The organism is Flavobacterium zhoui (genome assembly GCF_042787235.1).
GTDB classification, from domain to species: domain Bacteria; phylum Bacteroidota; class Bacteroidia; order Flavobacteriales; family Flavobacteriaceae; genus Flavobacterium; species Flavobacterium zhoui.
Genome location: NZ_JBHZPY010000013.1, coordinates 1 through 21,213, shown reverse-complemented (window position 1 = coordinate 21,213; position 21,213 = coordinate 1). Strand labels below are relative to the sequence as shown.

Annotated in this window: 15 protein-coding genes and 1 tRNA gene; 10 read left to right on the top strand and 6 right to left on the bottom strand. The window is 35.7% G+C overall.

Going from position 1 to position 21,213, the window contains the following annotated elements; all coding sequences use genetic code 11:
* The first annotated feature begins 49 nt into the window (after positions 1 to 49).
* Positions 50 to 1,036 carry a TonB-dependent receptor gene (locus tag ACFX5F_RS13645; RefSeq protein ID WP_379852562.1) on the top strand — a complete coding sequence of 329 codons (987 nt, stop codon included), beginning with the start codon at positions 50 to 52 and terminating at the stop codon, positions 1,034 to 1,036.
* Complete coding sequence (locus tag ACFX5F_RS13640; protein ID WP_379852669.1) at positions 925 to 2,169, top strand: TonB-dependent receptor domain-containing protein; 1,245 nt, start codon at positions 925 to 927, stop codon at positions 2,167 to 2,169. The genes ACFX5F_RS13645 and ACFX5F_RS13640 overlap by 112 nt, the downstream gene beginning before the upstream one ends.
* Positions 2,170 to 2,191: 22 nt before the next feature.
* Here the strand turns inward: ACFX5F_RS13640 and ACFX5F_RS13635 are convergent, their stop codons facing one another.
* The 3 genes from ACFX5F_RS13635 to ACFX5F_RS13625 all read right to left on the bottom strand — a co-directional run bounded on the left by ACFX5F_RS13635 (position 2,192) and on the right by ACFX5F_RS13625 (position 4,734).
* The gene (locus ACFX5F_RS13635) at positions 2,192 to 2,635 is read right to left on the bottom strand and encodes a c-type cytochrome (protein WP_379852561.1); all 444 of its coding nucleotides are present in this window, start codon (positions 2,633 to 2,635) and stop codon (positions 2,192 to 2,194) included.
* Positions 2,636 to 2,637: 2 nt separating this feature from the next.
* Positions 2,638 to 3,762 carry a PQQ-dependent sugar dehydrogenase gene (locus tag ACFX5F_RS13630; protein WP_379852560.1) on the bottom strand — a complete coding sequence of 375 codons (1,125 nt, stop codon included), beginning with the start codon at positions 3,760 to 3,762 and terminating at the stop codon, positions 2,638 to 2,640.
* A gap of 579 nt (positions 3,763 to 4,341) precedes the next feature.
* On the bottom strand, positions 4,342 to 4,734 hold the full coding sequence (locus tag ACFX5F_RS13625) for a Dabb family protein (RefSeq protein WP_379852559.1): 393 nt from the start codon (positions 4,732 to 4,734) through the stop codon (positions 4,342 to 4,344).
* A 375-nt stretch (positions 4,735 to 5,109) separates the two neighbouring features.
* On the opposite strand from ACFX5F_RS13625, the gene ACFX5F_RS13620 reads away from it, so the two are divergent.
* Positions 5,110 to 5,508, top strand: coding sequence for an NUDIX hydrolase (locus ACFX5F_RS13620; RefSeq protein ID WP_379852557.1), 399 nt, complete (start codon positions 5,110 to 5,112; stop codon positions 5,506 to 5,508).
* A 342-nt stretch (positions 5,509 to 5,850) separates the two neighbouring features.
* Here the strand turns inward: ACFX5F_RS13620 and ACFX5F_RS13615 are convergent.
* Positions 5,851 to 5,924, bottom strand: a tRNA-Asn gene (locus tag ACFX5F_RS13615).
* Between the two features lie 138 nt (positions 5,925 to 6,062).
* Entirely contained in the window at positions 6,063 to 7,406 is a 1,344-nt protein-coding gene (gene rseP, locus ACFX5F_RS13610) for an RIP metalloprotease RseP (RefSeq protein WP_379852556.1), read from the bottom strand.
* 188 nt (positions 7,407 to 7,594) lie between these two features.
* On the opposite strand from rseP, the gene ACFX5F_RS13605 reads away from it, so the two are divergent.
* The 6 genes from ACFX5F_RS13605 to ACFX5F_RS13580 all read left to right on the top strand — a co-directional run bounded on the left by ACFX5F_RS13605 (position 7,595) and on the right by ACFX5F_RS13580 (position 16,459).
* Positions 7,595 to 8,662, top strand: a complete 1,068-nt coding sequence (locus ACFX5F_RS13605) for an NADH:flavin oxidoreductase/NADH oxidase (protein WP_379852555.1) — start codon at positions 7,595 to 7,597, stop codon at positions 8,660 to 8,662.
* Positions 8,663 to 8,765: 103 nt separating this feature from the next.
* On the top strand, positions 8,766 to 9,806 hold the full coding sequence (locus tag ACFX5F_RS13600; RefSeq protein WP_379852554.1) for a Gfo/Idh/MocA family oxidoreductase: 1,041 nt from the start codon (positions 8,766 to 8,768) through the stop codon (positions 9,804 to 9,806).
* 218 nt (positions 9,807 to 10,024) lie between these two features.
* On the top strand, positions 10,025 to 11,236 hold the full coding sequence (locus ACFX5F_RS13595; protein WP_379852552.1) for an MFS transporter: 1,212 nt from the start codon (positions 10,025 to 10,027) through the stop codon (positions 11,234 to 11,236).
* A 324-nt stretch (positions 11,237 to 11,560) separates the two neighbouring features.
* Positions 11,561 to 14,398, top strand: coding sequence for a TonB-dependent receptor (locus ACFX5F_RS13590; protein WP_379852551.1), 2,838 nt, complete (start codon positions 11,561 to 11,563; stop codon positions 14,396 to 14,398).
* Between the two features lie 163 nt (positions 14,399 to 14,561).
* The gene (locus ACFX5F_RS13585) at positions 14,562 to 15,914 is read left to right on the top strand and encodes a DUF5689 domain-containing protein (protein WP_379852550.1); all 1,353 of its coding nucleotides are present in this window, start codon (positions 14,562 to 14,564) and stop codon (positions 15,912 to 15,914) included.
* 83 nt (positions 15,915 to 15,997) lie between these two features.
* Entirely contained in the window at positions 15,998 to 16,459 is a 462-nt protein-coding gene (locus tag ACFX5F_RS13580) for an FKBP-type peptidyl-prolyl cis-trans isomerase (RefSeq protein ID WP_379852549.1), read from the top strand.
* Positions 16,460 to 16,541: 82 nt separating this feature from the next.
* On the opposite strand, the gene ACFX5F_RS13575 is transcribed toward ACFX5F_RS13580, so the two are convergent.
* Positions 16,542 to 18,659: a glycoside hydrolase family 97 protein gene (locus tag ACFX5F_RS13575; RefSeq protein ID WP_379852547.1), complete on the bottom strand. Its 2,118-nt coding sequence runs from the start codon at positions 18,657 to 18,659 to the stop codon at positions 16,542 to 16,544.
* 313 nt (positions 18,660 to 18,972) lie between these two features.
* On the opposite strand from ACFX5F_RS13575, the gene hflX reads away from it, so the two are divergent.
* Positions 18,973 to 20,223 carry a GTPase HflX gene (hflX, locus tag ACFX5F_RS13570; RefSeq protein ID WP_379852546.1) on the top strand — a complete coding sequence of 417 codons (1,251 nt, stop codon included), beginning with the start codon at positions 18,973 to 18,975 and terminating at the stop codon, positions 20,221 to 20,223.
* Positions 20,224 to 21,213 lie beyond the last annotated feature (990 nt).

Here is a 21,213-nt window from a genome sequence, read left to right as displayed (position 1 = left end):
TTCAGCTCTTTTATAAGATAAAAGAAAACAGTAACTTTATAAAAATTTCATGAACTTTTTACAAAATCAATTTATCAAATACTTGAAAAACTATAAACTTCCATTTTTCATCAATTTTTTATTTCTATTTTACTTTACATCAATTTTTAGCCAGATAAAAAAAGATACAATCGCACTCTCAGAAATAACGTTGAAGGGTTCGCCTATAAAAAATGTAGTTCAAAATGTTGCGGCCTCCGTTTCAGTGATTACTACTGCCGATATCAATAAAAGTGACGGAATTATAATGACTCCGGTTTTAAACAAAATTCCTGGCGTTACGATGCAACAAGGCGCTTTGAATACTAATAGGATCACTATTCGTGGCATTGGCGCTCGATCTCAATACGGAACCAATAGAATAAAGGCCTATTTTGATGGAATCCCATTGACTTCCGGTGAAGGCGAAACTACGATTGATGATATTGATTTGGCTTCAATTGAAAAAATTGAAATTATAAAAGGGCCCAATTCTACTAGTTTTGGTTCCGGTTTGGGTGGTGTAATTCAGCTGTTTTCAAGAGAGACGCCTTTATTAGAATCTTTTGGAAAATCAACGGTTACTTTTGGGAGTTTTGGCTTATTGCAGCAACGTCTTTCGGCAGGATACAGCGATTCCAAAACAAATGTATTCACAAGCTTTACAGACTTACAAAGTGACGGCTTTAGAGCCAATAGTTCCTACAACAGAAAATCATTTAACTTGCACGGCAAACAAAAAATTGGTTCCAATGGCAGTTTGTCATTTTTGGGAACGTTCACCCGATTGAAAGCTTTTATTCCAAGTTCTATCAATGAGACGGATTTAAAAAACAATCCGGAGAAGGCAGCCGCTACTTGGGCAGCGGCACAAGGTTTTGAGTCGTATGATAAATCATGCTTGGATTGGGATACGATCATCAATTTTCGCAGAAATGGTCCATTCAAACCAGTATTTTTTCTAATTATAAAGATGCTTATGAACCCAGGCCGTTTAATATTTTGGACGAAAAAATAATTTCGCTAGGTCTTCGTTCTAATGTAAATTATAAGAACCGATTGTTTTCTTTGCCCTTTGAATTGAGTTTTGGCACCGAATTATTAACCGAAAAATACGGGTATTCTCTTTCTAAAAATTTGTACCAATCGCAACCGGGTCAAGGCAGTATTCAAGGAGAGGAGTTTAGTGCCATCAAACAAAATCGGAATTACACCAACTACTTTTTACAAATGGAATTTTGGATTTCCAAAAAGCTGCATCTGGAAACCGGACTGGCATTAAACACAACCAAATATTCGCTAGAAGATGTTTTCGAAAATAATTCTGGCGGTCAAAAAATGCCATTTACTTTTGGAAATGTTTGGTCGCCAAGAGTTGGTTTGTCGTATAAAGTAAGCAATGGGAAAAATATATTTACGTCCGTCAGCAAAGGATTTTCTGTTCCTTCGGTTGCCGAAACATTGACTCCCGAAGGTCAAATAAACACCAATTTAAAACCGGAAATTGGTTGGAATTACGAATTGGGTTTCAAAGGAAATTGGCTTACAAATAAAGTATATACAGAAGTAACTTTTTATTCCACACAAATTGAAAATTTATTGGTGGCACGACGCACCGCTGAGGATCAATTTGTAGGAATTAATGCGGGCAGCAGTTCGCATACGGGTTTGGAATTCTTGGTTAATTACAAAATTCTAGAACTGACCCAACTTCAAATCAAACCTTATTTTTCAGGCGCGTTCAATACTTTTAAATTCAAAGAATTTTTGGATGGTGATGCGAATTATTCGGGAAACCAACTTACGGGAGTTCCCGAAAAACAATTCAATTTTGGAGTGGATTTAAATACTAAAAACGGATTTAGTGTCAACACTTCTTTCCGGACGATAGGAAAAATTCCGTTAAACGATTCCAATACAAAATACAGTGAGCGGTATTCGTTGCTTGATATTAAAACGACATATGTTTTTACGATTCTTAAAATTTTAAAAATAGAGCTTAATGCTGGAATTAATAATGCTTTAGACACTAAATATGCAGCCAACATTCTGCCTAATGCCGTTGGTTTTGGTACTGCTGCTCCGCGTTATTTTTACCCGGGAAATCCCATTAATTTTTATGGTGGTTTTTCGGTATCGTATGTTTTTTAGATCGAAATCCTGAGTCTGAATTTTATTTTTTAATGGTCGCGACTTCTTTCTCGGTAACGATTTTAGTTTGTTTATTACTCCAGGATGTCATGATGTAATTCATCACATCAGCGACTTCCCGATCCGTAAGTCCCATGGCTGGCATGCTGCTATTGAACTTGATTTTATTGACAATAATTTCGCCACTTTGTCCAAATTTTACGGCAGCGATACTTTGATTTCTCTTGGTTTTCAGCCAGTCAGAACCGTCAAGAGGAGGGAAATTCTTACCATCTCCTTTACCATTTGCACCATGACATTGCATGCAAAAATCAGCATAAATTTCTTTTCCGGGTGACTGAAGTTTTGAAACAACCGTAGTTTCGGTATTGAAGTCACTGTAATTGTCTGGGGGAAATGGTTCTTCGAAAGAGAAGCTTCCTAATACTAACACTCCAAATCCTAAAAATATTTTCGTTGTCAACATATTTAATTCGGTATGATTTTAATAATTCCTTTTCCTTCAACGCCCATATAAATATAGCCATCCGGGCCTTGCGCCACATTACGCACACGACCAATATCGGTTGCTATTTTTTGTCTGTCTATAACTTCATTACCTTTCAACTTTAGCAATTCAAGATATTGAAATTTTAAAGAACCAACCAACAAATGTCCTTTCCAGTCCGGATATTTGTCACTAGTTACAAAAGTCATTCCGCTTGGAGCGATGGAAGGCAGCCAATAATAAATAGGTTTTTCAATGCCTGGTTTTTCGTTTTCTTTACTGATGGTTGTTCCATCGTAATCGATGCCATAAGTAACCACCGGCCATCCATAATTAGCCGCTTTCTTGATAATATTGATTTCATCTCCACCTTGAGGCCCGTGTTCATGTGCCCAAATGGCTCCCGTTACGGGATTTTTTGCCATTCCCTGCGGATTGCGATTCCCATAAGTGTAAATTGCTTCTTTGGCTCCGGTCTGGCCTACAAATGGATTGTCTTTAGGAATACTTCCGTCATCATTTAATCGGTATATTTTTCCACCATCGCGTGTAATGTCTTGCGGATTTACGAAATGCTCCCCACGTTCTCCCACCGAGAAATATAAATAGCCGTCGTTGTCAAATACAATTCGGGAACCAAAATGCTGTCCTTTTGTAGTATTTGGAGTGGCTTTGTAAAGCGATTCAATTTGTGTCAGACTTCCGTCTAATAATTTTGCTCGAATTAGTTTAGTGTTACCACCGGACCCTTCGCCCTCATCTGAAGCGTAGGTCATATAAATCCAACCATTCTTAGCATAATCAGGATGCAGGACGATATCTAACAATCCACCTTGTCCTCGAGAATACACTTTGGGAACATTTTTGATTTCGGTTTTTGTGCCGTTTTTGATATGATACAGAATACCACTTTTTTCAGTAACTAACATGGCACCGTCTGGTAACCAAGTCATTCCCCACGGAATAGCAATATCTGAGGCTACGCTTTCTAAAGTATATGTTTTTATCTCATCTTTAATGACAATATCGTTTGGTTTGACTTGCGCATCGCAATTAAATGAAAGAAATGATATAATCGAAAGAGAAACTAGTGTGATTTTTTTCATAAGCAATATTTTTTTGTTCCGATTGGGTAAAAATCTTTTTGAAAGATACTAAAAGAGGAATAAAAAAGATAAGGAAGTATTTTTAATTTGCTTTTAATTAACAAACACAAAAAAATTTTAAGTCTGTTGGAGGGAATTGTGATTGTAAAACAAATTGTATTTAATTGATAGAAATCATTACTTAATCCTTTACTTAAATGGGCCATAAAGATATTCATTGTCTATGTCGATATACTTTTTTATGTGGCAAGGAAGGCTAATCTGCCTGTTTTAGGGTAAGCTCTTATTATCCATTTCTCTATAAATAAGAATTTTGTATAATTAGATCTTTTGAGTTACTAATGATTTGGCTTTGGGATTCATCTACTTTATGCAGTATATGAAATTATAGTTTTGACTTATTCTTTTGTAATCTTTCAAAAGTAGTTTTAATTTTTTCTGTTAAAAATAACAGCAATTTAATCAAGTGGAATTAAAATAACAGTTTGTATATATAAAAGAATTCAAGAAATAAATTGCGAAACGCGCAGTAAAATAGTATTGTCACTTGAATTGGCAGTAGCGCAACTCCTTCCGCTTTTATACATCTATCGAATCATAAACAACTACCTTTTCCCATAAATGAGAACAGTTCTTTATAAAAATCTGATGAAGTGGATGCTCCTGGTATATTTTTTGCCCAGCTTCATCATCAAAAAACATCAGTTCTGAAACGTCCCAGGAGGTGTCTACAACTTCCCGTTTCTCAGTGGAAGCTAAAACGCCAACATTAATTTGACGAATCGTTGGAATTGCTGCTAAAGTTTTTAAACCAGTAATCAATTGTTGTTTATCTGACTCTGATTGTGGGTTTTTTAACCAAAAAAACACATGGTGTAGTAAAGGTTTTTTCTTTGAGCGCATTGTAAATCCCATAATACCTGCAATTCCAAATAAAGCTGCTGAACCAATAAATCTTCTTCGTATCATCATTTTTTTTTTTAGGTAAATATCGAAATTTAAAAAACAAAAAAGAAAAATAGCTCCATTATTTTTTTCTAATAGTTGAGCGTGAATGTTCCATTTCCTGCACCGCGTTTTATTAAAAATCGCACAATTGTTCCGAAATAAAGACTATAAGAACAATTGGTAATCTATAATAGTAAATCGGAAGATAGATCGCCATTTTTTAAGAACAACTTGAAGTACTGATGTCACTACAGCTTTAAAACAAAAAAGACTCAAAAATCATCAAGTATTCGATTGAAAAAAATTACATCGATAAAACGGCAGTGGTAAAAGAAGTGAATAGGAGGATATTTAGTTACTTTGCAAACTAAAACCTAGATGATATTAAAAACACAACAAATGAAAATAATTGATAAGCTAGCTTGGATTGAAATTAAAAATAATAAAATTCTATCTACAAAATCTTTTGGTAAAAATAAATATTATATCCCAGGAGGTAAAAGAGAAAAAGATGAGGCGGACGAAGAGGCGTTATGTCGTGAAATTAAGGAAGAACTCAATGTAGAATTAATTCCTAATACACTAAAATTTATGGGGATTTTTCAAGCTCAAGCTCATGGGCATTCTGCAGACACGTTTGTTAAAATGACTTGTTACTCCGCAAGTTATACTGGTTTACTAATAGCGGATTCAGAAATCGAAGAAATTATATGGCTAAATTATTCCGATAAAGATAAAATATCAGAGGTGGATAAGTTAATTTTTGATTTTTTAAAAGAAAGAAACCTGTTTGAATAAGCTATGTTGTGGAAATCCTTCTTTCAATTTTTACACAAGAGAGGCTTATTTATTTGATAATTTTAGCTTAAAGCATCTTAGAGAGACCTCCCTGACCAAGTCGCATTTACAAACTGGTTTAACGGAATCGATGGGTTATCAAAAAAACCTCAACAGTACTTTTGAAAAATTATATAGTAAAATAATAGTGTACCGTAATGGGTACCTTTTTTTATCAAAAAATGGATCAAAGTTGTCAAATTGCAAATTCCACAGTTTTTAACAAAACATCATGAAGTCTTGCTTTCACTATCGCTTTAAAACAAAAAAGACCTTACATTGCTGTAAAGTCTTTTTAAAAAGCTCCCTCTCTTGGGCTCGAACCAAGGACCCTCTGATTAACAGTCAGATGCTCTAACCAACTGAGCTAAGAAGGAAACTGTATGTTTTTATTCTGGTAAGAAATGAACGTTTTTGTGTGCTTATAAGTGTAGTTTGTTTCACTTGTAAAGCGGTGCAAAGATAGGGCTTAATTTGATTTCTGCAAGCAAAAATAAAACTTTTTTCATTTTTTTTTACTTCCCTACAATTGCCTTGTAAATGTCGTTTCCGTTAGCAAATAGTAACAATGTTATAAGTAATACGAAACCAACCATTTGCGCATTCTCTAGGAATTTATCACTTGGTTTTTTACCGCTGATGATTTCATATAATAAAAACATTACATGACCTCCATCGAGTGCAGGAATCGGCAATAAGTTCATAACTCCAAGCATTATTGATAGGATTGCCGTGTGTGACCAAAAGGTTTCCCAACTCCAAGTGCTAGGAAAAATATCAAATATGGCTTTGAATCCACCCACTTGTTTGTAAGCTCCGGTACTTGGACTGAAAATCATTTTTAATTGTTTTCCGTATCCTATCAATTGGTTTTTACCTTTTGTAATTCCAAACGGAATAGATTCCAAGAAACCAAATTCTTGTTTGCTTATTTTATAGTATCCAAGTTTTTCTAGGGAATCCATTCCTAATCCACCTAATTGCACTCCTAAGGTTCCTTCTTTGGAAACCACAACGGTAATACGTTCTTCCTTTTGATTTCTAATAATAGTTGCCGGAATAGTTTTGTTTTTGTTTTTTTCTAAAACAAATTTTGCTTCATCAAGGTATTTTGTTTTTTCACCGTTAAGGGAAAGAAAAATATCCTTTGGCTGCAATGCGGTGTTTTTAGATTCTGGTTCAACAGCTCCAATAACAAATGGTATTCTAATAGCTACTATTGGTGCTTTCTCAACTTTTGACAATTGGTCTACAAAAGTATTCGGCATTTTGATTTCTTGTTGGGCTCCGTTTCTTTCAATAAGAACCTGCTTTCCCATTACAATTTTTGCACTGATATCATTGTCAAATTTGGCTATTTTTTCACCATCTACCGCCAAAATTCTGTCTCCTGTCTTGAAACCTGCGTTTTGCATGGCTTTATTTTCAATCAAAAGACCGTCTTTCAAATCCGCATTAGCAATGTAAGTATCGCCATAAGCAAATGCCATTCCGATATAAATGATAAAGGCTAATATGAAGTTCACGGTAACACCGCCTAACATAATAATCAAACGCTGCCAAGCTGGTTTAGAACGAAATTCCCATGGTTGTGGAGGCAAAGCCATTTGTTCTTTGTCCATGCTTTCATCAATCATTCCGGATATTTTTACATAACCGCCAAGAGGCAACCAACCAATACCGTATTCGGTTTCGCCAATTTTCTTTTTTAGAAGGGAATATTTAACATCAAAAAACAAGTAAAATTTTTCGACTCTGGTTTTGAATAATTTAGCAGGAATAAAGTGTCCTAATTCGTGAAGTATAATAAGTAATGATAAGCTCAATAAAAATTGAGAAAGCTTTATAAATATGTCCATTTTTTAATTTTAGTTCTTTTACAACGTACAAAAGTAAGGTTTTCTATTTGTTTAATTTACAATAATTGTTCCATACCGTTTAAAAGTTTGTTAATTATTAGAATTTCAATTTTTACTTTCATCAATGTCCCTTAACTTTACTTTTTTGAAACGATATTTCTCGTTATCTTCACTTTAAAATCAACTTTATGTCTTCAAAATTATTTTCTCCTCTTCAAATAAAAAGTATTACGTTTAAAAATAGAATTGTTATTTCTCCAATGTGCCAATATTCAGCAACAGATGGTTTTGCCAGTGATTGGCATCTCGTACATCTAGGCAGTCGCGCTAGCGGTGGAGCGGGATTGATTATTCAGGAAGCCACTTCAGTTTCTCCCGAAGGCAGAATTTCTCCCGGAGATTTAGGACTTTGGAAAGACGAGCAGATGTATAAAATGAAAATTATCAATCAGTTTATTCTCGGTCAAAATGCAATTCCAGGAATTCAATTGGCGCATGCCGGAAGAAAAGCCAGTTCTGCATCTCCATGGGAAGGCGGTAGAAAAATAGATGTAGCTCAAGGGGGATGGGACACCGTGGCTCCAAGTGCTGTAGGGTATCACGAAAATGAAAAACCACCAATAGCACTTGATAAATTAGGAATTCAAAAAGTAGTTTCAGATTTTGCATCCGCGACCAAAAGAGCGGTCCAAGCAGGTTTTCAATTAATGGAAATTCATGCCGCACACGGTTATTTATTACATCAGTTTCTTTCGCCTTTGTCCAATTTTAGAACCGATGAGTACGGAGGAAGTTTCGAAAATCGAATCCGATTGACTCGGGAAGTGGTAGAAGCCGTAAAATCCGAATGGAAAAAAGAGTTGCCTTTATTTATCAGAATATCAGCAACTGACTGGGCTGAAGGCGGTTGGAATATTGAAGAGTCGGTACAGCTTTCGAAAATACTAAAGGAAAAGGGCGTGGATTTAATAGATGTTTCTTCAGGCGGGGCAGTATCGCATCAGCAAATTCCGTTGGGTCCAAATTACCAAGTACCTTTTGCAGAACAAATCAAAAAGGAAGTTGGTATCAGAACTGGCGCCGTAGGTTTGATCACTGAAGCAACTCAGGCAGAAGAAATCGTTGCTTCAGGAAAGGCGGATTTGGTTTTGTTTGCCAGAGAATCCCTTAGAAACCCGAATTTAGGTTTGACATTTGCCCATGATTTACAAGCGGATATCGAATGGCCAAAACAATACGAAAGAGCTAAAAAGTAAGATTTTGATTTTGAAACATATAAGACATATAAGTTTTTTCTAAGATTTCTTATATGACTTATATGTTTAAAAAAGAACACGCCAATAATTTGAAAAACACGATATGCAAAAAATAAGAACGGCTTTGCTTTCCTACGGAATGTCCGGAAAAGTATTCCACGCACCATTTATATCATTTCACCCAGGATTTGAACTGATTGGTTCCTGGGAAAGAAGTAAAAAACTAATTCGGGAGGATTATCCATCGGTTAAAAGTTATTTCGCAATGGAGGCGCTGCTCGAGGACGATGTCGATTTGGTCATTATAAATACCCCGGTCGAAACCCATTATGAATACGCTAAAAAAGTATTGCTGGCTGGAAAACATGCCATTGTCGAAAAAGCATTCACCACTACCGTTGCCCAAGCGCAGGAATTGGCTGCATTGGCAAAAGAAAGAGGAGTGAAACTGGCTGTTTTTCAAAACAGGAGATGGGACAGTGATTTCAAAACAGTGCGGAAAATTATTTCAGAGAAAAAATTAGGGGATATTGTGGAAGCCGAATTTCATTTTGACCGTTATAATCCGTTTCTGAGTCCGAAGCAACACAAAGAATCTGCTAATTCCGGCGCCGGAATCCTAAAAGATTTGGGGCCTCATTTAATTGATCAGGCGCTGTGTCTATTTGGTTTACCTAACGCTGTTTTTGCTGATATCCGCTTTACTAGAGAACATTCTTTAGTTGATGACTACATTGATATTTTACTTTACTATTCTGATTTTAGAGCCCGCTTAAAAGCGGGATTTTTTGTCAGAGAAGCGAATCCTGCTTATGTGATTCATGGCAAAAAAGGATCTTTTCTGAAACCGCGTGGCGATGTGCAGGAAGATGATTTGAAATTGGGAAAAAAACCAAATTTAGCGGATTGGGGAACAGAAGCTAAGAGCAAAGAAGGACTGCTTCATACAGAGATTAACAACGACGTTTTTATTGCTAATGTTGAAACACTTCAAGGTAATTATTATGACTTTTTTGATGGAGTTTATAATTCCATTTCAAATGATCAGCCAGAACCTGTAACAGCACTAGACGGACTTCATGTTATGCAAATTATTGAAGCCGCGATTCAAAGCAGTTCCCAAAAGAAAGTGATTGATTTATAGGTTGTACTTCTTAAGTCTAAAAAAAAATTAACCGCAAATTCGCAAATTTATTTTAATACTTGTAAAATTCGCGAATTTGCGATCATCACTTTTTTAAAGAAGGAATTTGTAGTTTTTATAAACAATAACGATGTAATTTTAGATAAGTATTTTGTTTAGATAAGAGGAACGATTGCTTTTTGTAATTTTGAAAAATTAAATTTCAAAACCCACTTCCCTTGATTGATTTAAATTTTATATCTCGGTTTAAAACCAAAGCAAAATACAAGAAAACGTATAAAAATGCTAAACTTTCTTATCTAAACCGAATCCGTTGGGCGGTTTCGATGTTTTATTTTGGTATGGGATTGTGTTTTGCCACTTGGGCGAGCAGAATTCCTGATATTAAAACCCAATTGGATTTAGGATCAGGTGAATTAGGAACTATTTTATTTGCGATTCCGCTGGGACAACTGATTATTATGCCTTTTTCAGGAAAATTAGTTACCCGTTTTGGAAGCCACCGCATCCTTATATTTTCCTTGTTATTTTATGTTTTTAGTTTAACAAGTTTAGGGTTGGCAACAGCTTCTTGGCAGCTTTCCCTTGGATTATTGTTTTTCGGAATCTTTGGTAACTTGGCCAATATTGCGGTAAATACACAAGGCGTTTATACCGAAGAACTTTTTAAAAAAACCATTATGTCTTCGTTTCACGGGATGTGGAGTTTAGCTGGTTTCATAGGTGCTTTAGTTGGAATAGGAATGTTGGCATTAAATCTGACCCCTCTGATTCATTTTATGATTGTTGGCGGAATCGTTCTTTTATTGATGGTTCTTAATTTTAAATTTTTGATAAAAGCCAAGGAAACAATCAAAACTGAAAAGAAAAAATTGTTCTCAAAACCAGATAGTGCTTTAATTTGGTTGGGCATAATTGGTTTTTGCTGTATGGCAAGCGAGGGCGTGATGTTTGATTGGAGTGGCGTTTATTTCAAAGATGTTATCAAAGCGCCCGGGCCATTAGTGATTTTGGGATACACATCGTTTATGATAATGATGGCTGGAGGACGATTTTTTGGGGATGGTTTGATTCATCGATTTGGGAGAAAACCGGTAATGCAAATAAGCGGTATTATGATTTCGGCGGGACTTTTTACGGCTGTATTTTTTCCGTATTTAATTCCGTCCACAATTGCATTTATGTTTGTAGGACTTGGAGTTTCCACGATTGTTCCTACGATTTACAGTATTGCGGGAAAAAACCCCACGGTTCCTCCGGGAGAAGCTTTAACAATAGTTTCAAGCGTAAGTTTTCTTGGATTTTTGATGGGACCACCTGTAATTGGATATATTGCTGAATTATTTGGTCTGCGATTTTCATTTGCTTTTATCGGCGTTTTTGGAGTTTTGATTGCATTTATGGTTTCCAGAATCAAGGCCATTCAATAAATTAAACCTGTTTTTTAGAATATATTTTAAAGAATCCGAATCGTTTTTAAGCGATTCGGATTTTTTATGAGAATTATTTTGCTAAAAAGTATTTATTTATAGTTTTTTTCTTATTTTTAGCCTTAGAATCCAAACATTCAGCTATTTGATTTTGTTTAGAATTTTAAAATACCACACTTTTCCAAAAATCATTTTCCGTTAATTTTCGACCTATTTTTCCTATTTGGAACGCTATTGTCGTGGTTTTTATTGAACACCAAAAACCAAAAACTACTTTCTTTCAAAAAGAACTTTCAAACATATTTATATAACCAGTGACTATTTATGAATAAATTTTACTTAACGCTTTTCTTAATAATACAGACTAAATTTGCTTTTGCACAGCAGGAAACGGGAATTTTCGGGAAGATTATCGATGCTACAACGCTAAGCCCATTAGGTTCAGTTGTTGTTTCTATTCAAAACACCAATTTGACGGAACTCACAAAGCCGGAAGGGACTTTCAGATTTTATTCAGTCCCCGCTGGCAATTTTTTAATCCTGATTCACAGCCAAGGTTTTAAAGACGCTTTATATCCGGTAGATATACTCGAGGGACAACTGATGGATCTGGGAACAATAACTTTAGAGGAAGATCAATCCATAGAACAACAAGGGAGTTTAATTACACTAACTGAAAGTGATTTTAGTGATGACAATAGCGGTTCCGAAAATACGTCAGGACTTTTACAATCCTCGAAAGATGCTTTTCAACAAGCGGCCGCTTTCAATTGGGGTCAGGCCCGATTCCGGATTCGGGGATTAGACAGCGAGCATTCTACAATGATGATTAATGGCGTTGTGATGAATAAATTGTATGACGGAAGACCGCAGTGGGGCGATTGGGGCGGACTCAACGATGCAACACGAAATCAGGAATTCTCCATAGGGACTGCTCCTTCTGATTATACTTTTGGAGGGATTTTAGGAACACAGGAAATTAATACCCGCGCTTCCATTTACAGACCCGGTTCCCGTATTTCATTTTCCGGAACTAATACTAATTACAGTTGGCGCATGATGGGAACCTATGCTTCCGGAATGAATGATAAAGGTTGGGCATTTGTTATTTCCGCAGGAAAACGTCTGGCAACCGAAGGCTATTTTGAAGGAACAAATTACGATGCAAATTCTCTTTTTTTAAGTGTCGAAAAAAAATTAAACGATTATCATTCCCTTAATATAACTGCTTTTTATACACCCAATTCAAGAGGAAAAAATTCTCCAAATACTGCGGAAGTCACTGAATTGACTAGCGAAAAATACAATTCTTATTGGGGTTTCCAAGACGGAAAGAAGAGAAATTCAAGAATGAAAAAGATCGAAGAACCGATTGTTATGCTGAATCATTATTTTAAAATAAATGATCATACCAATTTGAATTCGAGTTTGATGTATCAATTTGGAAAAATAGGAAACACAAACCTTGATTATCAAAATGCCAATAGCCCGGATCCAACGTACTACAGAAAAATGCCGAGTTATTACAGTTCGCTATATGCAAAAGATAATGGCGAGTTTTCAGGTGAATTCACCCCTGATTTTGAAAATGCGGAGAAAAGCAGAGTGTTTTTTTTAGCGAATCAACAAATTGATTGGTATGCGATGTACCAAGCCAATCAAGATCCAATTATGGATAGTAACGGCCATATTTCAGGATACGAACCTGCAAAAAGCAAGTATGTTTTGTACGAAGACCGCACCGATGATAATACTTTTGTTGCGACATCGATATTCAACACACAATTGAATGAGACTGTTTTCTTGAATGCCGGAGCGTCTTTCAAAAACTTAAATTCACACAATTTCCAGAAACTTTTGGATTTATTGGGAGGTTTGTATTTTGATGATATTGACGGGTTTTATAATGGGAGTAAGTCCCAATCAGATTTAAATAATCCCAGTAGGCAAGTTGTTGTTGGGGACGAATACGGATATAACTATAATTATGTGGCCAATATACTTGATGCGTTCACTCAATTCAAATTTTCTTATAATAAAGTAGAATTTTATCTGGCTCAAAATTTTTCCAGTACCAGTTATCAAAGGGAAGGCCTGTATAAAAATGGAATTTACGGAACCAATTCTCTTGGTAAAAGTGAAAAAGTGCTGTTTGAAAATTTTGGATTCAAAGGAGGAATTACATTTAAAATATCAGGGAAAAAATTATTGGTTTTTAATGGAGCGCATCTGACAAAAGCCCCAACAATCAGAAATACTTTTCCTAATTCAAGATTGAATAACTCGATCATAAATGGATTGGAAAGTGAGAATATCAGCAGTCTAGATGCGAGCTACATCTTTCGTTCTCCCATTTTAAAAGTGCGAATTACGGCTTATTACACATTGATAAAAAATGCGACGCAAACTTCTTTCTTTTACGCCGAAGGAATTTTTGATGATGGTGCCGGGTATAACAATACTAGTGCATTTGTGAGTCAAACACTCACGCATTTGAACAAGAAGAATTTAGGCGCGGAGGCTAGCCTGGAATATCAGGTAAACCCAACCCTAAAAACTACTTTTTCGGCTGCTTACGGCAAATATACTTATGATAGTAATCCAGATGTAAAGGTCACTAATGACGCCGAAGCTACAATAGAAAACACGAATCCTGTTTTTGATTTTGGGATGGCGCTATTAAAAAATTACAAACAACCGGGAATGCCGCAACAAGCGTATTCATTGGGAATTGAATATCGAGATCCTAAATTTTGGTGGATTGGAGCGAATATCAATTATTTAGCAAATAGTTATATTGATGTTTCTCCAATAGCAAGAACGAATCATTTTTACACCAACCCAGCAAGTGGATTTCCCTTTCCTGAAGCTACAGAAGAAAGAGCCAGGGAATTATTACAGCAGGAAAAATTCGATCCCACGACTTTGTTAAATCTTACGGGTGGGAAATCGTGGAGAATCTATGGGAAGAATGTCGGTCTTTTTGCGAGTATTAATAATGTGCTTAGTACGACTTATAAAACAGGTGGTTACGAACAAGCGAGAAATGCCAATTTCAGACAACGCAATCAGGATGTTACAAGTGGAACGCCATCGTTTGGGAACAAATATTTTTACGGATACGGAAGAACCTATTTTGTCAATCTTGCAATCAATTTTTAGATAAAAACGCATTACGCTTTGAATACAAACAATTAATATATTCTAAAATTTATAGGACCTTATATGGTTCAAAAAACGACCAAAATAGTTTAACCATATAAGAAATATAAGGTCATATAAGCAGCCAATTATACAAATCATTTTTAACAATAAATAGTCATCTATGAAACTAATTTTCAAGTCCTTGTTTTTCTCTATAGCAATCACCTTCCTTTTTACAAGCTGTGTAAATGATGCTGTAGATGTTCCTAAACTAACTTGTACGCAACCGGATTTAACAGTAAACCGAACTGTTGCAGAAGTTTGGGAAAACGCCAATGCAATTGTAAACCAGTACAAGTATGACGATATTATAGAAGCGTACGTAGTTTCCAGCGATGAATCAGGGAATTTTTTTAAGTCGATTTCTTTTCAAACTTTGGCGACAGCCACAATACCAGCCATAGGTTTTAGTGTTCCTGTGGATGCCAGTAATTTGTATATTGATTATAGACTGGGTAATAAAGTGTATGTAAAACTAAAAGACCAATACACTGATATTTCATTTGGCGGGATGCGAATAGGCAGCATTTTTGTCAATTCTTACAATGAAGGAGGCGTGGGGCGACTTTCTCAAAATGACTATAAAAAAGTGCTGAATGCTTCTTGTACAACCGTAAAAGAGGAACTTCTGGTAAAGCAAATTTCGATGGAATATTTATTGAATGACTCTAATTTGAATACTTTGGTTGAATTATCGGATGTTCAGTTTACCTCGGATGCTATTGGTCGCCATTATTTTGAAGAAACCAATAATGTGGGCGGCGCAACCAACTGGGGTTTGATGGATAAATTAGGAAATCAGCTGTATTTTAGAACGAGTAGTTTTGCTGATTTTTCCAGTAGTTTGGTTCCAAATGGAAGCGGAAAAGTAAGAGGGGTTTTAACAAAATATGGAACCGATTACCAACTATTACCGCGCTCTGAGAAAGATGTTGTGATGACTGGATCTAGAGCTGTTCCTTTTTTCTCTCAAGATTTTGAAACAGTAATTGATAAATCAAATTTAAGTCTTCCGGGCTGGGCAAATATTGTTCAAAAGGGGGCGCTTTTCTGGAAAGGAACCGTGTATTCCGGGAATGGGTATGCCGAATTTAATATTTCAGGTACAAAGGTAATTTCAAATGAGGCTTGGCTGATTTCTCCAAAAATTGATATGGACAAACATACTAATGAGGTTTTGACTTTCAGAGCTGCCCAACATCATTTAGATGTGGACTCCCCTTTAAATTCTTTGGAAGTTTATGTTTCCACTAATTTTGACGGATTGAATGTAGCAACCGCAACTTGGGTTCGTGTTTTGGCAAAATTACCCAAACAAGCCACACCTTGGTACCAATTTATAGGCAGTGGTGCAATAGATTTATCTTCTTATAAAGGTAAAATTAATATTGCTTTTAAATATATAGGTTCCGGAAAAAACCTGGCTTTGGATGGTGCTTTTCAAGTAGATGATGTTCAGGTTTTTGGAAATTAATGTTACCACATAACAGAAAAAAAATAGAATTTATGTAGCGTGTATTTTATATATTTGTGCCCTTACAAATTAAATTAAAATTTATGAAATCTATTTTATTAGCATTAGTTTCTATACTATTTGTTTCTTGTTTATCAGATGGTGGAACATCTAAACCGGTTGATTATACCGTTCAAAATGAAAAAGAAATTGTTGATTATATTGCCAAAAACAAATTAACTGCTCAAAAAAGTGATACAGGATTGTATTATGTGGTTAACGAACCTGGTACTGGAGCGCAACCTACTGCGACTTCTAATGTTACCGTGGCCTACAAAGGCTATTTTACTAACGGAAATGTTTTTGATCAAAGCAAACCAGAAGGAATTTCATTTGGTTTGAATCAAGTGATAAAAGGTTGGACTGAGGGAATTCCTCACTTCAAAGCAGGAGGAAGTGGTATTCTTTTAATTCCGGCTCACTTAGGTTATGGAAGTAATGATAGCGGCCCTATTCCAGGTGGTTCTGTACTTATTTTTGAAGTTAAACTTATTTCCGTGAACTAGGAATTTGTTTTTCTTTCATAAAAATGCCCCCAAATAGTATCTCACTTTTTGGGGGCAGTTTTTTTAGGACCTTTTGTAATTATTATTTTTTGATTTCAACGATGCTTATTGCATAACCTCCACCCGGAGCACTTAGCTGTGCCAGTTTTGATTTGTTAGTCACTGTCATTTTACGAATTGTATAGGCTTGTGGATTGGTTTTATAATGCGCATCCTTAGCATCTGCATAAATCGTAGCAATATATTTTTTCTCTTTGTCCAAGAAATCAAATTTGATCGTTGAGGTACGAGAATTGTCACCGTTTACATTACCAATAAACCATTTGTTAGTCACTTTTGCTTTACGCGCAACAGTAACATATTGACCAGGTTCTGCTTCAAGATATTTACTATCCGACCAATCTACCGCTACATCTTTGATAAACTGAAAGGCATCTGGAAAGCGATCATAATTTTCTGGAGTATCAGCTGCCATTTGCAGTGGGCTATACATGGTTACATACAATGCCAATTGATTTGCAAGTGTGCTATTTACATGGGAGTTGTTGTCCTTATTCATTTTACTCAAATCCATTTCAAAAATCCCTGGAGTATAATCCATTGGTCCTCCTACTAAGCGGGTAAATGGCAATACCGTTACATGGTTTGGTTTTGACCCACCAAAAGACTGATATTCTGTTCCTCTTGCCGCTTCGTTGCCAATTAAGTTTGGATACGTTCTGCAAATTCCCGTTGGACGAACAGCTTCATGCGCATTGACCATAATTTTATAGTCGGCAGCTTTTTCGATGGCATATTGATAGTGGTTATTCATAAATTGGTTATAATGATTTCCACCGTTTTCAATGATAGAACCAACATATCCGCTTTTTACGGCATCATATCCATTGTCTTTCATGAATTGGTATGCTTTATCCAAATGACGTTCGTAATTACGAACAGAACCTGAAGTTTCATGGTGCATAATCATTTTAATTCCTTTTGATTTGGCATATTCATGTAACCCTTTAACATCAAAATCTGGGTACGGCGTTAAAAAATCAAAAACATAATCTTTGGAGTGTCCAAACCAGTCTTCCCAACCTTCGTTCCAACCTTCGACCAAAACCGCATCAAAACCATTTTTTGCTGCAAAATCAATATATTTCTTAACGTTGGCATTATTTGCACCGTGTTTTCCATTTGGTTTTGCTTTTGCAAAATCACTAACCCCAAGTTGTACCGTTGGAAATTCATCCGTGTAAGCCCATGAGCTTTTGCCAGTAATCATTTCCCACCAAACACCCACATATTTAACTGGTTTTATCCATGAAGTATCCTCAATTTTGCTAGGGTCATTCAAGTTTAATGTCATTTTTGAAGCTAGAATTTCTCTTGCGTCATCACTAACGATAATCGTACGCCAAGGCGAATGGCTAGGTGCTTGCATGTATCCTTTATCTCCTTTGGCATCTGGTGTCAACCAAGATTCGAATATCATGTTCTTGTCATCCAGATTCAAATGCATGCAAGAGTAATTGATTAATGCCGCTTCATGCAAATTGATATAAATTCCATCATTCGTTTTCAACATAAGTGAAGTTTGAACTCCTGTTGTAGAAAAAGAAGTTTGCGATACATTAGCAGTTTTTGCCTTCTCGCTCAGTCCTCTAATTTCAGATAATTTTGAGGTAGTGTAATCGTATTCTTGGGTGTCATAATCTCCAGGAATCCAAAATGCAGTATGATCTCCTGTCATGGCAAATTGCGTTCTTTCTTCTTTGATTACAAAATAAGTAAGATTTTTTTGTGAAGGGAATTCGTAACGGAATCCAAGACCATCGTCAAACAAACGAAAACGAATAACAATTTGTCTGTCCGTTCCTTTTTGATTTAATGTTACTGCCAATTCGTTATAATGATTGCGGATTGAGGCTACTTCTCCCCAAACTGGTTTCCAGTTTTCATCAAAAGTTGCTGTTTTTGTGTCAATTACAGTAAAATCATTTAACAACGATTTTTTGTCATCTTTTAATTCAATGCCTAATTTACTTGGTTTTACAACTGCTTTGCCTTTGTAATTTAAACTGTAACTAGGTGTTCCGTCATTTTGTAAGGAGAATGCCATTACAAATTTTCCATTCGGGGATTTTAACTGCTGCGCATTTGCAGTGTTAAAAAAAGCTAGCCAAAGTAAGGCTGTAAAAAGAAATTGCTTCATTTTTTAAATAGAATTTAATAATTAATTTTTCAGGTTTGCTAATAGAACAAATTTTCACGAAATCCATTTTTGAATGTCGTCAAAACAAAAGTAATCTCTTTATTGTTTATTTCACATTTTTTTTAATCACTGATAAAATTTAAAATTTACAAGGTTCTTTTTTTAGTTTCTCATTTTGGCGAAAAACGAATCCTAATCAATAAATGTCTCTCCGTTTCAAAAAATTAGCATTATTCACACCTTCTGATTTTTTATAAAGCCATAACTTCATAAGTACAAAGCAAATCATTAAATTTGTAGCTTATTTAAAGACATGTTAGAAAAAGAAGTAATAAATTTCGAAAAAACAGCTATTGTTGGTATTGTTACCCAAAACCAAAGTGAAGAGAAACTACGCGAATATCTTGACGAATTAGAGTTTCTGACCTTTACCGCAGGTGGGAAAGTGGTGAAACGCTTTTCGCAAAAAATGGAACGCCCTAATCCCAAGACTTTTGTGGGGACTGGAAAAATTGAAGAGATTCATCAATTTGTAAAAGAAAATGAGATTTCTACCTTGATATTCGATGATGAATTGTCACCTTCACAGCAAAAGAATATTTCTAAAATAATTGAGGAATGTAAAATCCTGGATAGAACACACCTTATCCTTGATATTTTTGCACAACGTGCCGAAACTTCTTATGCAAGAACGCAAGTAGAATTAGCGCAATGCCAATATTTGTTACCAAGACTTTCCGGAATGTGGACGCACCTGGAACGTCAAAAAGGGGGAATTGGAATGCGTGGACCTGGGGAAACGGAGATTGAGACCGACAGGCGTATTGTTCGCGATAGAATTGCTTTATTGAAAGAAAAAATTAAAAGTATCGACAAGCAAATGGGAACGCAACGCGGCAATCGTGGCGCTATGGTTCGTGTGGCTTTGGTGGGATATACTAATGTTGGTAAATCAACCTTGATGAATGCCGTTGGGAAAAGTGATGTTTTTGTAGAGAACAAACTTTTTGCGACATTGGATACAACAGTTCGCAAAGTGGTCATTAAAAACTTGCCTTTCTTGCTTTCGGACACCGTAGGTTTTATTCGAAAATTACCAACACAATTGGTAGATTCTTTCAAAAGTACGTTAGATGAGGTTCGTGAAGCTGATTTGCTATTGCATGTCGTTGACATTTCGCATCCTGAATTTGAAGATCAGATAGAATCGGTAAATAAGACCTTATTGGATATTAAATGCAATGACAAACCAGTCATTATGGTTTTTAATAAAATAGATGCTTATAAACCGCTGACTATTGACGAAGATGATTTAATGACCGAAAAAACCCCAAGACATTTCACTCTGGAAGAATGGAAAGCAACTTGGATGAATAAGGTTGGAGAACAAAATGCGTTATTTATTTCGGCTACCCAAAAAGAAAATTTCGAGGAATTCAGAGAACGCGTTTATGAAGCGGTAAGACACATTCACATCACCCGTTTTCCTTACAATAAGTTTTTGTATCCGGACTATAAAGATGCTGTGGAGAAAGAAGACAAAGACGAGGAGGAAATCGAATAATTTCCCCTAAAACATAAGATACACCAATCCCTTTTGACATTTCAAGAGGGATTTTTTTTGGGCATGCCCCAGCTTCCTCTCTGTTACAGCTGCGTCAGGCTGTTAGTTGCAAACGAAGTTCACTGAACTCCAATAAAAAATATATGCCAGGTGAAGTAATCTTTTATTTTCGCTTCGCTGCATAAAAGGATTTCCACTGCCATCCTTCATGCGGGCTTTGATGAATATAATTACGATTTATTTTTTTAATTGACATTCCGTTTTTTAAACTATTTATAGAAATAAATTGATATATTTGAAATTAAATATTGTGTGATAGCTATCACACATATCTACCCAAATTTGGGTGGCTTTGTGTGATTTTGTCACACTTATATACAAGTTAGCGATTATTGCTCCGTTAACGAGACGCAACCGATTTTAATTGAGCGTTTTAGTGCGGAAAAATATAATGAAACAGAAACCGAGCTGACCGAAATCGGAGCCGAAAATCGATATTTAATTGTTGCGGACAAACAAACGTGAACCGCTTTTTGGAAAACTGAAAGCGGAATTTTTTTGTCGATTTTTTTTGAGGTTTAATTATCGATTTCTAAACTTTGAATTTAAAAAAGCGGAAACTAATTGAAATGGAAATCCGAGGCTGAAAACCTTTCGCAATTGGAATGGATAATTGGAATGTCCTATCTTTGGTGCTCAACAGGCGTGTCGCAACATTCGCTAACACACGCTACAAGCAATTTGGGGATTAGGCTTAATTTAAAGATGGTTTTGTATTTGAATAATTTGGCAAATCCGAAGAATGGCCTTAATTTAGTCCCAAACTGCTTGTAGCGCGGGGACGTCAAACTGTCTAATAACCTTCTTTTTGAATGCTTGAATTTTTTGTATTAAAAATCGCTCAAATTATTTGCTCAACTCGTTGATTTTTTGTACATTTAAATATGAAATTCATCAACGGAACCAACAGAAACCAACTCCCGCTTTTTG